This is a genomic window from Kitasatospora sp. NPDC048545 (assembly GCF_040651155.1).
Lineage (GTDB): Bacteria > Actinomycetota > Actinomycetes > Streptomycetales > Streptomycetaceae > Kitasatospora.
In genome coordinates, this window is record NZ_JBEZIQ010000003.1 from 90194 (window position 1) to 104315 (window position 14122).

A 14122-nucleotide genomic window follows, 5' to 3' on the forward strand; every position below is an offset into this window, starting at 1 on the left:
TCAGGGAGGCGCGCATGAGAGCTGCTCATGCGCGCCCATGAGGCCTGCTCATGGGCGGGCGCGATGAGGGTTGCTCATGGGCGCGCGATGAGAGTTGCTCATGGGGTGGGGCCATGAGGGGTGCTCATGTGCGCGGCCATGCGATCTGCTCATGTGTCCATCCCGTGAGCTCCGCTCATGGCCCGGCCGGCGCCGCTGCTGCAGCCGGGCCCGCGCACTGCCGTCCCGGGCGGATGTGGCCGCGACGGTCAGGTCGGCTGCTGCGCCTCTAGGATCGTCGGCATGTCGCTGCCGCACGCCATCCTCACCGCCCTGCTGGAGAAGCCGTCGTCGGGGCTGGAGCTGACCAGGCGGTTCGACAAGTCGATCGGCTTCTTCTGGCCCGCCACCCACCAGCAGATCTACCGCGAGCTGGGCCGGCTGGAGACCTCCGGACACATCCGGGCCCTCCAGCCGGACGGACCGGTGCGCGGACAGAAGAAGGAGTACGAGGTCCTGCCGGAGGGCCGCGCGGAACTGGTCCGCTGGACGGCCGAGGGCGCGGCGCCGCGCGCGGTGCGGGAGCCGCTGCTGCTGCGGCTGCGGGCGGCGGCGGTGGTCGGCACGGACGGTCTGGCGGCCGAACTGGAACGCCATCTGACACTGCACCGCGCACAGTTGGCCGACTACCTGGAGATCGAGCGGCGCGACTTCCCGGCCGAGAGGGCGGACGCCGAGAACCGGCTCCAGCACGCGGTGCTGCGGGCCGGGATCGGACTGGAGACCTTCTGGGTGGAGTGGCTCGCCGAAACCCTCGGGACCCTCTCCCCGGACCGCACCTGACCCTCGCCCGGCACCGGCCGCAGCCCGGGCCCACCCGGCCCGGACTCCGCCGGGACCAGCGCTCTGACCTGCAAGGACGGGCGTCCCGCGCGCCGCGTCCAGCCCCCGGTGGGACACTGGTTGTCTTGTCCCTGCCCGAACTCTCGACAGGGGGCCCGCATGTCCCTTCCGAGGCCTCTCCACGCCGTCGTCGCCGCGGCCGTCGTCGCGGCGGTTGCCCTGGGCCCGGCTCACCTGGCGTCGGCCGCGCCCGCCCAGGACCTCCCGTCCGCCGACCAGCTGAGATCGGCCCTGCTCACCGCGGCCGACCTCGGCCCCGACTTCACCGAGGCGGCCCAGACCCCGACCCAGAGCCCCGGCCCGGACGACACCCCGAGCCCGGTCAGCGGTTGCGACGCGCTCAGCGCCCTGGTCAACATGCACGCGACCCATCCCGGCCTCGCGAACCCGCGTGCCGAGACCGAGCTCGACGGCCCGGACGGCAATCCGATGGTCACCGAGGCCCTTGCCGCGGAGGCTCCCGACCAGCTCGCCGCCGACTTCAACTCCGTGGCCGACGCCCTGCGGAGCTGTCACACCATCACGTTCAATGCCGGCATGGGGGACACGGTGACCTTCTCCGTCACGCCGGTCACGCTCGGCGACCGCCAGGACGCCCCCGCTGTCCGCCTCGACGGCACCCTGGACGGTGTCCCGCTCAACGCCTTCATCGGCATCGAGCGTTTCGGCACGGTCGCCATGGCCTTCGGCTACTTCCAGCGCGAGGGCGTCTCCGCGCAGACCGCCTCGATGCAGTACCGCACCGCGGTGGCCAAGGTCGAGCACACCCTCGGCACCACCGCCGGCAGCACCACCCCGCCCACCGTCGCCGCCGCCCAGGACATGAAGGTCTGAGCGGCGGGCGGTGCGGGCCCGGGGAGGGCCGCCGTCGACGGTCCGGTGCGTCCGAGGTGTCCGGCGCGTGGGAGCCGTCCGGCGCGTCCGGGAGACCTCCGGGAACGCCCGGGCCGTCTCGGCCCGTTGGTTCGGCACCGGCCTGTCGGGCGCGGGCCGGATCAGTGGGCCCGCCCCACCGGGCCTGCGCCGGACGGGATCACCGTGGCCCCGCCGCGGGCACGCGGTGGACACCCGGCCGGACGACGTTCTGGTCGATCAGCATCTGCAGCACGTTGACGTGGAAGTCCGGGAAGTCCATCGGCACGATGCCGAACCGTCCGCTCTGCTGGGTGCGGGCGTTCAGGTACGGGTAGATGCTGCGGTCCATGAGCCGCTGCGAGCTGTCCTTGGGCCAGTAACCACCGGCGTAGCTGAGGAAGTTGACGAACATCGTCGAACGGCCCGGGTTGAGGCGGGCCTTGTCGAACTGGGCGACGATGTACTGCCCCTTCTTGCCCAGCGGGTCGATGCCGCCGATCTGCCAGGCGTCCTGGGTGTCGAAGTACGCGTTCTGGCCGCTGGACCAGCCGATCAGACCCCACGGGTTGGCGAAGTCGGCGACCAGGACGACCTTGCCGCGGGCGGCGCCGAGCGTCGGCCAGCCGTAGAGGTGGAACAGGTCCCGGTAGCCGAGCCCGTCGAAGTAGTGGCCGATCCGGCGCATGAACTCGTCGTCGCCGAGCGCCTGTCCGCCCGACCGTTCGTTCCTGAGGCGCATCACGACGGTCTCGCCGGGGCGTGCCTGCAGGAAGCTCCGGCACCGGTCGAGCACGTCCTGCAGGCGGAGGTGCTGGTAGTTGTCGGAGTGGTAGATCCCGAGTTCGTCGGGGGCACCCTGCAGGCCGTTGCAGCGGATGTCGAGGAAGCGGACGCCCTCCTCCAACTGCTGTGGGATGCCCCAGTTCTGGGTGTGTGACCACTCGGTGCCGTAGGCGGGGTTCTCGCAGCACGAGTCGTGGGTGCCGGGGATGGTGAGGTCGAGCAGGGAGAGGTTCCCGTCGAGGCGGCTCATCCAGCCGTCGGTCGGCAGTCCGCGCGGGGTGGTGCGCGCGGCGGCCTGGGCGGCGGTCGGCAGGACGAGTCCGCCTCCCAGGGCGACGGCGCCGCCGAACCCCGCACCCCACTTGAGAAGATCACGACGTGCGATGCCCATGGTGTGGCTCCTTCGGTTGTCCCGGTCGGCTGGGTCGTGCCTTGCCCGGGCCTCAACGTGTCCTCGGCATCGGCGGGTTCACCGTGCGGGGCGGGCTGTGGACCGGTTCCCCTCCGGTCCTACCCGGCCCCGCGTTTGATGAACAGCTGTCACGCCGGACGGCACATCGGATGCCGTCGCGGTGGGTCGGGCACGGGCACGGGAACGGGAACGAGTGCGGGGCGGGCGAAGGAGTCGGGGGGCACGACCGGAGGCAGGACGGGAGCGCTTCGACGGTCGGTTCCGACCGAGCGTGCGACCGTGGGCCGCGGTCGGGGTGGGTGCGACCGGTCCGGTTGCGGTTCAGTCTCCTTTCGCACCGGCCGGTCCGGTCCTGACGGGCCGCTGTCACATTGGACGGCGAATCGCTTGTCGTGACCGGGGTTGAGGATGAGCACGGGGGACGGTACCGACCTGGTGGCGGCACTGGTGCAGGCGGCCGGCAGCGCGGCGGGGGCGGCGGGGACGGCGTTGGGGGCCGAGGCCGTCGGCTGGGTGCGGGAGGGGCTCGGGCAGCTGCCGCGTTGGTCGCGGGCGGCCGAGCGGGCCGAGGCGGTGCCGCGGGACGACGCGGCGAGGCAGGACCTGGCGGAGGCGGTGGGCGAGTTGCTCAGCCTGCACCCCGGGCTGGCCGAGTCGCTGGCGGAGCGCTGGGCGCAGGCCCTGGGACCGGTCGAGGCTCCACCGGCGCCGCCGGTACCTCCGGTGCCGCCCGCACCGACGACGGTCACCGTCGGGGACGGGTTTTCCGTCGGCGGTCCCGGGCAGGCCGCGGTGGGGGTGGGGAACATCGTCGCCGGCGGGGACGTGCACCACGACAACCGAGTGAACAACGTGCACAAGGGCGGTGGCGCCGGCTTCCTCGTCGCGGTCCTGGTCGCCCTCGGCATCCACTTCTTCGGCGGGTCCCCGTCGATCGGTTCGGCCCCGTCCTGCCGGCTTCCGTGGAGGGCGAGCAGCGCAGGGCGAGCAACGAGAGCGACTGGGTGAAGTACCGGGCCTCGCTCACCCGGGACGGGATGGAGAACCCGTTGGTGGCGGCGTACGGCAGCATCCCCGATGACTTCACGGACCTGGTGCCGGCGGGCGACGACCACACGGCGCGGTGGACCGTCGTCCTCGCCGATTCGACGATGACGTTCCAGCGGACGTTCGCCGAGTCGCAGGCCAAGGCGGCGAAGTCGGACACGCAGCACCCGGGCAAGCAGGTCCCGACCTCGCTGCCGGGAACGATGTACTGCTCCGACCCCGCCTACGTGAGTGGCGACAGCGACACGGCGTGCGTCTGGTTCGACGAGCCGTACGTGATCACCGTCAGGGCGGTCGGCAAGGACCCGAAGCTCCTCGCCTCCGTCATCGAGCGGATCCACCAGGGCACCGAACGCCAGGCGCGGTCCGGCCTGGGTGCCCCGACCCGTGACGTGTCGGTGGAGGCGGGCAGAATGCGGGGCCATGAGTCACGACTACCGCCCCGGCGACGTCCTGCGGCTGGAGTGCCCGTTCACCGAGACCACGGTCACCGGAGTCTCCCGCTGCCACGTCGTCGTGCGGTGCCCGTGGTTGGCGGTGGATCCGCAGGCGGAGGGGTACCGGTGGAACGGTGAGCGGGCGCTGCCGCTGCCGGAGGCCCACGAGTGGGAGGTCTTCCGGACGGAGCCGCCGGAGTCCGGGTTGGCGGTGGGCGATGCCTGCCTGGTGGGGATCCCCGCGACCGTGGTGCACGTCGGGTCGGTCGCGCACTTCGATCCTCCCCTGGTCACCGGTCTGCTGCCGCGGCCCGCGTGCTACCTCGACGTCCTGCCGCAGGGGGAGGAGTACGACCCCGAACTGGAGGACCAGTGCTACGCGCTGGACCCCGCGGGTGGTGAGCCGGTCAGGATCGACCTGCTGTTCCGCCCGTACGCGTTCCTCGAACCGGGCGATGAACTCGCGGACCGGGACGGGCGGGCCTGGCGGTTCGACGCGGCCTGGGAGTGGCACGCCTTCGACGGCGGGCAGTCGGGTGCTCCGGTGTGGCCGCTGACGCTGCTGGCCCGCGGTGGTGCACCGGCGGGGACGTCGGCAGGACTGTCGGAGGCGCTGTCGGAAGGGCTGTCGGAGGGGGCCGTGGCGGTGGCCCGGGCGACGGCGGTCGGCAGTCACGAGCAGGAGCGGGAGCGGTGGGCCGGGCAGGCCCTCGCGCGGCCGGCTTCCGACAGCCGGTAGGCGGGGCGGGGCACGGCGTTGGGGGCGTGGGCGGGGGTGGGAAGCCGCAGGGCCGGCTTCCCACCCGGGCCTTCTCCGTCAGCGGGTCTCGATGGCGACCGACTCGATGACCACGTCCTTCACCGGACGGTCGTCGTGGGTGGTCTCGGCGTCGGCGATGGCGTCGACGACCTTCTTGCCGGCGTCGTCGGCGACCTCGCCGAAGATGGTGTGCTTGCCGGTGAGCCAGGTGGTCGGGGAGACGGTGATGAAGAACTGGGACCCGTTGGTGCCCGGCCCGGAGTTGGCCATGGCCAGCAGGTACGGCTTGGTGAACGCCAGGTCCGGGTGGAACTCGTCGGCGAACTCGTACCCGGGGCCGCCGGTGCCGTTGCCCAGCGGGTCACCGCCCTGGATCATGAAGCCCTGGATGATCCGGTGGAAGACGGTGCCGTCGTACAACTTGGCCGTGCTCGGCCGGCCGGTGTTCGGGTCGACCCACTGCCGTTCGCCCGTGGCGAGTTCCACGAAGTTGCTGACGGTCTTGGGGGCGTGATTCGGCAGCAGCCGGATCACGATGTCGCCCTGGTTGGTCTTCAGCGTCGCGTACAGCTCTTCCGCCATGGCACACATCCTTCGGTCGGTCCTACTGGCGCGGTCAGTCTTCCGACCGGGCCGGACCAACCCGGGGCGACAGCACGGCATCTCACCCGTACGTGTGACGAGAGACGACCGGCGCGCAGGGGACGGTCCGCCGACGCCCTCGGCGGACCGCCCGTGTGCGGTCAGGGACCGCCCGCGCGATCAGGCCGTGGTCGTCACACGTAGATCTCCACGCCGCACTCGGTCCGCGGGATCGGGGGGAACCATCCGATGTACTTGGTGCCGCACACGTGGAAGCTGTTGACGTTGCCGTACTTGGCGGCATCGGTCTTGTCCTTGGCCGCCGACAGTTCCTTGCCCCCGCCGTAGGACGTGGCGTGGACGGTGGCCGTGTCGTAGGTGCCGTTGCCGTTGTGTGAATCCCGGGCGGTACTCACCACGGACCGGTGACTGGTGGACGAGGTCGTTCCGCCGTCACTCAAGTCCGACCCGATCGACGCCTGGGCCGCTGCCACCAAGCACTCGACGAGGAGATCACCGAGCTTGATACCGGGATGGGCCCACTGGTGCGACAGGCCGCACCGCAACTGCTCGCACTGTTCGGTGTCGACCGCGCCGGGGAGGCGACCGGGCCGCGAACAACGCCCTGCACACCATCGTGCTGGTCCGTGTGCGCTACGACGGGCGCACCCGAGCCACGGCTTGACGTCCATGGGAGCATCTCGGAGCTCGGCCGGTCCGGGGTGCGGCCGGCCTGGGGGCCAGGGGATTCGATTCCCGATGTACGGGTCCCGGTTCTCGGTGCCCGATATACGGGTCCCGGTGCCCGGCGCGCGGTTTCCCGGCTTCGGGGCCCCTGTTCCGGACCCGCAGCCGTACACGAATGGCCCGTCGCGTTGCTGCGACGGGCCATTCGCGTGCCGGGCGGCGAGGGCGCGGTCCGGCTGCTGACCTGGGTGGTTCCCACGCTGCGGGCTGCGTGGGCCCGCAGCGTGCGGGTCCGCTTCCGGGTGGTCTGCGCCACAGTGGCCCCGCTCCGATCGGAGGTACGATCGCGCCCGCACCTCCGGCCGGAGGGGTACCTGCATGCAGGGGCACAGAGGGGCCAGCCCAGCAATGTCCGCAATCCTCGACGGTACTCTCACGTATTCGAACACCGTCCCGCGCGCCACCGTCCACCGGGCCGCCGTCTGCGAGGTCTTCCTCACCGACGCCGCCCGGGTCGCCGAGGACGAGTACCTCATCGCCGCGCAGCTGCCGCGGGTGCACAGCTACTACAGCGACCACGTCACCGCGCCCGCCGTGTACGACCCGCTGCTGCTGGTCGAGGTCTTCCGCCAGTCCTCCATCTACGCCGCGCACACCTTTCTGGACGCACCGCTGGACGACAAGTTCATCTTCGTCAGCGGGGAGCTGGCCGTCACCGACCCCGAGGCGCTGCGGATCGGGGCCCGCCCCGGCCAGGCCGAGATCCGGGCCCACCAGGCCGGCCTCAAGCACCGGGACGGCGTCGTCACGGGCAGCGCCCTGGACCTGGTCCTCTCGGTGGACGGCCGGGAGGCCGCCACCATGCGCACCGTCTGCCAGTGGATGCCGGGCGCCGCCTGGGACCGGATGCGCGACAAGGGCCGCGCCGCGCTCAGCCTGGCCCCGGCCCGGCCGCACCACACCGGCCGCCGGGTGCCGTCGATCTCCGTCGGCCGGGCCTCGGGCCAGAACGTGGTGCTGGCCGGGGTGCAGACGGGGGACCGCGAGCTCCGTGCCCAGGTCGTCGTCGACCAGGGCAACCCGGCGCTGTTCGACCACCCGCTGGACCACATCCCCGGTGTGCTGATCTTCGAGGGCTTCCGGCAGTCCGCGATGTGCGCGGCGCAGGAACTGTTCGGGCTCTCGCCGCGCAGCCTGCTCCTCTCCCGGGTCGAGACCGACTTCACCCGCTTCGGCGAGTTCGAGCTACCGACCGACTGCGTTGTGCACATCGTGGAGGCGCCGGCGGCGGGCACCGTCGCGTTCGAGATCTCCATGGTGCAGGAGGACGAGCTGATCGCCCGTGCCCGGGTGCACCTGACCCGCACCGGGCGGATGGCAGGAGCCCTGGAGCACCCGCTTTCCTATGCCGGGGTCGGTGCCTGAGGTGCCTGGGCGGCCCGAGTGGCGCCGCCGCGACACGGCGGGTGTCGGCGGGGCATGAGCCGCGCTCACGGACGGGGCATACCGTGAGCTTCGCTCATGGGTCGATCCCGTGAGCGAAGCTCATGAGCGAGGCCCATGAGTTGGTCTCATGTCAGGTCACATGCGCGAACCTCATGGCCCATCTCATGCGCGAACCTCATGGCCGCGCTCATGCGCGGACCTCATGGCCACGCACCCATGAGTCGCGCTCATGAGCCGCCGTCCGTGGGTGGCGCGCATGGCGGTCGTTGGGGTCATGAGCGTGGGACCGGAGCGGTTCGGGTGTCGGCGCCGGCCCCGGTCTCGGGGTGGTCGCTCAGGCTCGGGCCTACTGTCGGCGGTCACACAGCAGGGCCGTGATCACGACGGACAGCACCACGCCGACGGCCGAGAGGCCCCGCAGGACGGAGTGGCAGGCGGAGTCGTAGGCGTTGGTGAGGAAGTCCACGAAGCCTTGGTGGTCGGTCGCGCCGGAGGGTGACGGCATTCCGGCCGTACACCCTGGTCGCCGCCGGCGGCCTGGTCGGTCACCTCGCCGGCCCGCGAGGCGCCCTCGTGGGCGCCGATGCCGTCGGTGATCCGGGTGCCGGGCACGGTGGCGAGCGCGGGGCCGTGCACCGCGACGGCGACGGCCGCGCTGCCCAGCCGCAGGGCGTTGAGGAAGCCGGCTGCCGTGCCCGCCTTGGCCGGGTCGACCAGTTCCAGGGCCCGGGCCGTCGACGAGGCCGGCCGACGGGCCCATGCCGGAGCCGGTGATCGGCATCGGGGCGGCGAGCGCGAGGACGGTGGCGGAGGGTGAGAGCAGGACGAGGGCGGCCGGCGACCAGGCAGGCCAGGCAGGCAGGCCAGGCAGGCCAGGCCGGCGCGGATCGGGGTGAGCGCGGGCACGCCCCGGGTGACGAGCTTGGCGGCGAGCATCGGCAGGACCGGCACCGGGGCGGTGGGCAGCAGTATCAGCAGGCCGCCGGCGCGCCGGTGCCGCGGCCGCGGCCGGCGGTCGGGTGACTCGGCAGGCGGGTAGGCATGGTGACGAAGCCGAAGGGAGGCGGCGACCGGCGCCGGGCGCAGGCCGACGAAGCGGCGGTTGTGCAGCACGCTCGGGTCGAGCACGGGGTGCGCGGTGCGGTTCTCGACGGCGGCGAAGGCGGTCGGCACGACGACCGCGCGCCGACGAACGGGCCGATCGCGCCGAGGCTGCCCCAACCCCACTGGGAGCCCTGCGCGATGCCGGTGAGGGCGCGGGCGGCGTCCGGTGCGATGACGTCGGTGGCGACGGAACTGGTGACGGAGCCGGTGAGCGAGCCGACGGTGTGCACGGCCACGTCGGCGTGCACGGCGACGCCGGTGGCGAAGGCCTTGGTCCGGCCGGTGACGTCGGCGGTCGAGTCTCAGACGAGGGCGCAGCAGGCGAACGCGACGTTGAGGGCGTTCACGACCCACTGGAGCGGGACCAGGCCGGCGTGGGTGCCGGTACCGGTGTCGGGGAGGGCGACGGCCGTCCCGGAGCTGGACATCAGGACGACGAACGCGGCGGGGAGGGTGGCGGCCAGGGTCGTTGTGTGGATGGGTTGCTGTCGGTCCGTCATGACCGGTGGCGGGGTGGGAGTCGTGGCCCGGGTACTCGTGGGTCGCAGCTCCGGGCTCGGGTCGACCGCGGACCGGTCAGGTAAGGAATTTTCCGAACCTTACGGTGCCGCGCGGCAAGGTACGATGCAACCCATACCTGAGGACGTCGGAGGATGGAGGAACCGATGCCCGACCCGGAAGGCCACCCCTCGGCCGAGGAGATGGACCTGCGGACGGTCCTGAACGCGCTAGCCGATCCACTGCGTTACGGCGTGATCTCCGCCCTGCTGCGGGAAGCCGAGGGGGTGGCGCGCACCTGCGCCTCCTTCGAGCTCCCGGTCTCCAAGTCCACGATCACCCACCACTTCCGCGTGCTGCGCGAGGCCGGACTGGTGCGTCAGGTCGACCGGGGCAACAGCCGTGCGGCCACCCTCCGTCGGGAGGAACTCGACGAGCGCTTCCCGGGGCTGCTCGACCTGATCCGGTCGAACCCCTGACCCGCGTGAACCCCCGGGTCGGGCGACCCGCCGGGTGTGCCGCCCGGCGCCCGGCCGGGGCGTTCGGAGGGGCTTCCGAGGGCGCCCGCCGACACCAAGGGGCGGTCAAGGAATCTTGACCGCCTCTTGGCCCTCCGCCGTGGTGACTGTGTGTCAAACTGTGCGCCCTCACAGGACGATGAGGAGACTCCGGTGGACCACGCGCGCCCCCTGATCGAGGACTTCCCCGCCCATCCCGACGGCGACCCCGCCGACTCCCTGGCCCGTGCTGTCCGCGACCGTCGCACCGCGCTCGGCCTCACGCTCGCCGACCTCTCCACCCGATCAGGTCTCCCGGAGACCCACCTCCGCACCATCGAGGCCGGCCACGCGATGCCGACGCTCGCGCTGCTGACGGTGCTGTCGCGCGCACTGAGCACGGACCGCTAGCCGGACCCCGCACGCCGGCACGTCCGGACCCCGTCGCCCCGTCGCCCCGTCGCCCCGTCGCCCCGTCCCCGTCCCCGTCCCCCGACTCTCGCGCCCCGCCCCCGACCTCACGCCGGTTCGTACGTGGTGGTGCCGCGGACGAGGGTGCGGGCGTGCGGGGAGTCCATGGGGTGGGCGAAGAGGTACCCCTGGCCGAGGGGGCAGCCCATGGCGGCGAGGAGGTCGCGCTGTTCGGGGTGTTCGATGCCCTCGGCGATGACCTGGACGCCGAGGGTGTCGGCGATCCGGGTGATGCCCTCGACCAGGGCGTACTGCTGGGTGGAGTGGCCGAGGCCGTCGATGAAGGACTTGTCGATCTTGAGGAGGGAGATCGGGAACTCGCGGAGGTAGGAGAGGGAGGAGTAGCCGGTGCCGAAGTCGTCGATGGCGATGCCGACGCCGAGGCCGGCCAGGGTGGCCATGTCGTCGTGGATGCGGTCGTCGCGGCGCATCAGGACGGACTCGGTGAGTTCCAGGACGAGGGTGCGGGGGTCGATGCCGGAGGTGGCGATGGCCTGGCGGACGACGTCGACGAAGCCGGCGTCGCGGAACTGGCGGGCGGAGACGTTGACGTTGACCCGTAGCGGGGGGCGGCCGGCGGCGGTGCGGGCGGCGGAGCTGGCCGCGTGCCAGGCGGCGACCTCCTGGGTGGCGCGTTCCAGGACCCAGGCGCCGAGCGGGACGATCTGGCCGCTCTCCTCGGCGAGGGCGATGAACTCGTCGGGCAGGACCATGCCGCGTCGGTCGTGCGGCCAGCGGACCAGGGCCTCGAAGGCGACCAGGTCGCCGGTGCGCAGGTCGACGATCGGCTGGTAGTACAGCTGGAACGCCGATTCCGCGATCGCCGAGTCCAGGTGCTCGTTCAGCTCGTGCCGTTCCACCAGCCCGGCCTGCAGGGCCGACCGGTAGTGGCACCACTGGCGGCGGCCGGCCGCCTTGGCGGAGTAGAGCGCGAGGTCGGCGTGGGTGAGCAGTTCGGCGGCGTCCACGCTGTCCTCGGTGGTCGCCACGCCGATGCTGGCGCTGACCCGGACCGCGCCCGCCTTGAGCTTGAAGGGTTCGGTGAAGACCTCCAGCACGCTCGCCGCGATGGTGTCCACGTCGGACGGGTGCAGCGCGTCCTCGACGAGCACCGCGAACTCGTCGCCGCCGAGTCGGGCGGCGGTGTCGGAGGAGCGCAGCGCGGTGGAGATCCGCAGCGAGACCGCGACCAGCAGTTCGTCGCCGACCGCGTGACCCTGGGTGTCGTTGACCACCTTGAAGTCGTCCAGGTCGATGAAGAGCACCCCGGTGACGGACCCGCTGCGCTCGCCGCGCGACAGTGCGTGCCCGACCCGGTCCTGGAACAGCACTCGGTTGGCGAGGCCGGTGAGGGAGTCGTGGAAGGCCCGGTGGGTCAGCTCGCGCTCCATCTGCCGCTGCTCGGTGACGTCGCGCAGGGTGAGCACCAGGGCGCCGACGGTCGGGTCCGCGCGCAGGTCGTTGAAGCGGACCTCGGCCTCGATCGGCGTGCGGTCCTGGCGCAGCAGCCGCCAGTGTTCGCGGAGTTGATCGCGCAGCTGCTCCCGGGGCTGCGCCCGGGCCTCGTCCCCGGATCGTTCGCCGGCCCGGTCCCCGGACCTCTTGCCGAGCCTGTCCCCGGACCGGTCCGGGGACCTGTCCCGGGGCCCGGCCCCGGCTCCGTCGCCGGCCGTGTCCCCGAACCCGTCCCCGGACCGGTCTCGGGACCGGTCGCCGCGGGTGGCGGCCGCCGCGCCGCGCATCCGGGCCAGCGCCTTGCCGACCTCCCGGATGTCCTCGGGCGGGACGAGGTCGGTGAGCAGGGTGCCTTCCAGCGCGGGGTGGCTGAGCACGGACTCCGCGGAGGGGGAGGCGTAGCGCACGCGGTCGTCGGTGTCGAGGATGAGGATGACGTCGCTGGTGTTCTGGACGAGCGTGCGGAAGTACAGCTCGCTGTTGCGGCGGGTGACCTCCCGGCTCAGCACGAGCCGTTCGACGGCGAGGGCGGCCTGCCCGGCGAGGATCTCCAGGGAGCTCCAGAGGCTGGCCAGTTCCTGTTCGGTGCCGGTGACGATCAGGGCGCCGATCAGCGGGTCGCCGGATGGCCGCTCGGCGAGGGTGAGCGGGCAGATCAGGGCGTACGGCATGCCGTCGAGGTGTCCGGTCAGTTCGCGGGACGGCAGGTCGACGGATGAGACGGGCAGCAGTCGGCTCTCGCGGTAGGAGGCGAGGGCGAGGACCTGGTCGGAGTCGGAGGCGTTGCCCAGTCGGTGCTGGGCCGCGCCGTGCTCGGCGTGCCGGACGTGCAGCACGCCGCCCTCGGTGACGGCGAGCAGGGCGACGTGTCCGGGCTCGGCGGGCATCAGGGTGGAGGCGGTGGACTGGACGGCGTCCGAGACCTCCTCCACGGTGACGGCCGCGGTCAACCGGGCACCGGCTTCGCGCAGTGCCCGTTCGCGGGCGACGGCCTGTCTGCGGGCGGAGACGACGACGGCCAGGCGGGCGAGTACGAGCAGGTAGAGGAGCGCGGAGAAGGCGCCGATCACGCCCGCGTTGTGGGTGTTCCCGGCCACCGACTCGATGATCAGGATCGCCGGGGCGATCAGTGAGGCGAGGGTGAGCAGGACGAGCCGGGCGGTGCTGAGGTCCGGTTCCTGGGTGGGGACGGGTTTGGTCAGCTCGACCATCGACGGGTGCAGCGCGGCCGCGCCCCAGGCGGTGTAGAAGGCGGCCCAGCCGAGTTCGACGGGCGTGCCGATGCGCCAGGTGCCGTGCAGCTGGATCAGGGCGTAGAGCACGTCGGAGATGAGCAGGCCGACGGTGCCGACGGCGAGCAGTTGCAGCGAGCGGGAGTTGCCGCCGCGTGGGCTCAGCAGGCGCAGCAGCAGGGCGAGGACGACCAGGTCGCCGAGCGGGTAGCCGATCGAGACGACCTTCTGGAACCAGGTGAGGTCGGGGCTGCGGGTGTACGGGAGGATCAGGTAGATCCAGGCGAGCAGGGCCAGGCCGATGGTCGGGATCAGCGCGTCGAGCAGTACGGCGCGGTCCTGACGGGCCGTGCGCCAGCGGATGAAGCCGAGCACGCCCGCCGCGTACAGCACGTACTCGGCGAGGTAGAAGCCGTCGGCGACGGAGGGGAACGGGTTGGGCAGGTGCAGGATGTCCAGCTGGACGGCCTGGACCACCTCGCCGGCGGTGAAGCTGAGGTTGGCGAGTGCCAGCAGGTACCAGAAGCGTGCGTGTGCGGGGCGGTTGAGGTGGACGCCGAGCACGATGGCGGCGACGCCGCCGAGGCCGATGCCCGTCCACCAGATGATCCGCTGGCTCGGGTTGGCGTAGTAGATGCTGATGAACAGCATCATCCAGAGCAGGTAACAGGCCATCAGGCGTTGTCGCCGGCGTGTCAACGAGGCTACCTCCTCCGCGACATCACCCCGCCGGTCGGACGGGGGAGTTCGGGCGAGGACGAGGGGTCCGGGTGCCGTGTCGCGGCCCCGGGTGGTGGGGTCGGGCGCTTCCTCGCGCCTGCGGTGAGGCGTGTGTTCGCGCTCGGGACGGGTGCCTTCTTCGCGCACGTGCGAGGCGTCCGGCCGGTGGGCGACCGGACGTTCTCAATGTGTCATGAGTGCGTATAGTCGGAAATGTCGCACTCCCAAGCATTCTGCCGTGACAGCGCGAGGTC

General features: G+C 72.1%; 13 protein-coding genes. 7 read left to right on the forward strand and 6 right to left on the reverse strand.

The features are described from left to right. Window positions 1-282 precede the first annotated feature (282 nt). Both AB0D10_RS04120 and AB0D10_RS04125 read left to right on the forward strand, forming a co-directional pair. Window positions 283-822: a PadR family transcriptional regulator gene (locus tag AB0D10_RS04120; RefSeq protein ID WP_360250915.1), complete on the forward strand. Its 540-nt coding sequence runs from the start codon at window positions 283-285 to the stop codon at window positions 820-822. 159 nt (window positions 823-981) lie between these two features. Further along, complete coding sequence (locus AB0D10_RS04125; RefSeq protein ID WP_360250918.1) at window positions 982-1716, forward strand: hypothetical protein; 735 nt, start codon at window positions 982-984, stop codon at window positions 1714-1716. Between the two features lie 199 nt (window positions 1717-1915). Here the strand turns inward: AB0D10_RS04125 and AB0D10_RS04130 are convergent, their stop codons facing one another. After that, window positions 1916-2911 (reverse strand): phosphatidylinositol-specific phospholipase C, encoded by a 996-nt coding sequence (locus AB0D10_RS04130; RefSeq protein ID WP_360250921.1) that lies wholly within the window; start codon window positions 2909-2911, stop codon window positions 1916-1918. A 429-nt stretch (window positions 2912-3340) separates the two neighbouring features. Here AB0D10_RS04130 and AB0D10_RS04135 point away from each other — a divergent pair, with 429 nt between their 5' ends. Both AB0D10_RS04135 and AB0D10_RS04140 read left to right on the forward strand, forming a co-directional pair. Next, window positions 3341-3940: a hypothetical protein gene (locus AB0D10_RS04135; RefSeq protein WP_360250924.1), complete on the forward strand. Its 600-nt coding sequence runs from the start codon at window positions 3341-3343 to the stop codon at window positions 3938-3940. A gap of 462 nt (window positions 3941-4402) precedes the next feature. After that, entirely contained in the window at window positions 4403-5155 is a 753-nt protein-coding gene (locus AB0D10_RS04140; protein ID WP_360250927.1) for a hypothetical protein, read from the forward strand. 78 nt (window positions 5156-5233) lie between these two features. On the opposite strand, the gene AB0D10_RS04145 is transcribed toward AB0D10_RS04140, so the two are convergent. Together AB0D10_RS04145 and AB0D10_RS04150 are read right to left on the reverse strand one after the other, a co-directional pair. Continuing rightward, on the reverse strand, window positions 5234-5758 hold the full coding sequence (locus AB0D10_RS04145) for a peptidylprolyl isomerase (protein ID WP_360250930.1): 525 nt from the start codon (window positions 5756-5758) through the stop codon (window positions 5234-5236). Between the two features lie 194 nt (window positions 5759-5952). Next, window positions 5953-6174: a hypothetical protein gene (locus tag AB0D10_RS04150; protein ID WP_360250933.1), complete on the reverse strand. Its 222-nt coding sequence runs from the start codon at window positions 6172-6174 to the stop codon at window positions 5953-5955. A gap of 679 nt (window positions 6175-6853) precedes the next feature. On the opposite strand from AB0D10_RS04150, the gene AB0D10_RS04155 reads away from it, so the two are divergent. Next, entirely contained in the window at window positions 6854-7870 is a 1017-nt protein-coding gene (locus tag AB0D10_RS04155) for a ScbA/BarX family gamma-butyrolactone biosynthesis protein (protein WP_360250936.1), read from the forward strand. 367 nt (window positions 7871-8237) lie between these two features. Here the strand turns inward: AB0D10_RS04155 and AB0D10_RS04160 are convergent, their stop codons facing one another. Continuing rightward, complete coding sequence (locus AB0D10_RS04160) at window positions 8238-8396, reverse strand: hypothetical protein (RefSeq protein WP_360250939.1); 159 nt, start codon at window positions 8394-8396, stop codon at window positions 8238-8240. Window positions 8397-9297: 901 nt separating this feature from the next. After that, a complete protein-coding gene (locus AB0D10_RS04165) occupies window positions 9298-9495 on the reverse strand; it encodes a hypothetical protein (protein WP_360250942.1) in 198 nt (65 codons plus the stop codon). A gap of 165 nt (window positions 9496-9660) precedes the next feature. Between AB0D10_RS04165 and AB0D10_RS04170 the strand changes: the two genes are divergently transcribed. Both AB0D10_RS04170 and AB0D10_RS04175 read left to right on the forward strand, forming a co-directional pair. Further along, a complete protein-coding gene (locus AB0D10_RS04170) occupies window positions 9661-9972 on the forward strand; it encodes a helix-turn-helix domain-containing protein (protein ID WP_360250945.1) in 312 nt (103 codons plus the stop codon). A gap of 192 nt (window positions 9973-10164) precedes the next feature. Continuing rightward, window positions 10165-10401: a helix-turn-helix transcriptional regulator gene (locus AB0D10_RS04175; protein ID WP_360250948.1), complete on the forward strand. Its 237-nt coding sequence runs from the start codon at window positions 10165-10167 to the stop codon at window positions 10399-10401. A 107-nt stretch (window positions 10402-10508) separates the two neighbouring features. Here AB0D10_RS04175 and AB0D10_RS04180 read toward each other — a convergent pair whose 3' ends face one another. Next, on the reverse strand, window positions 10509-13847 hold the full coding sequence (locus AB0D10_RS04180; protein ID WP_360250951.1) for an EAL domain-containing protein: 3339 nt from the start codon (window positions 13845-13847) through the stop codon (window positions 10509-10511). Between the last annotated feature and the right edge of the window lie 275 nt (window positions 13848-14122).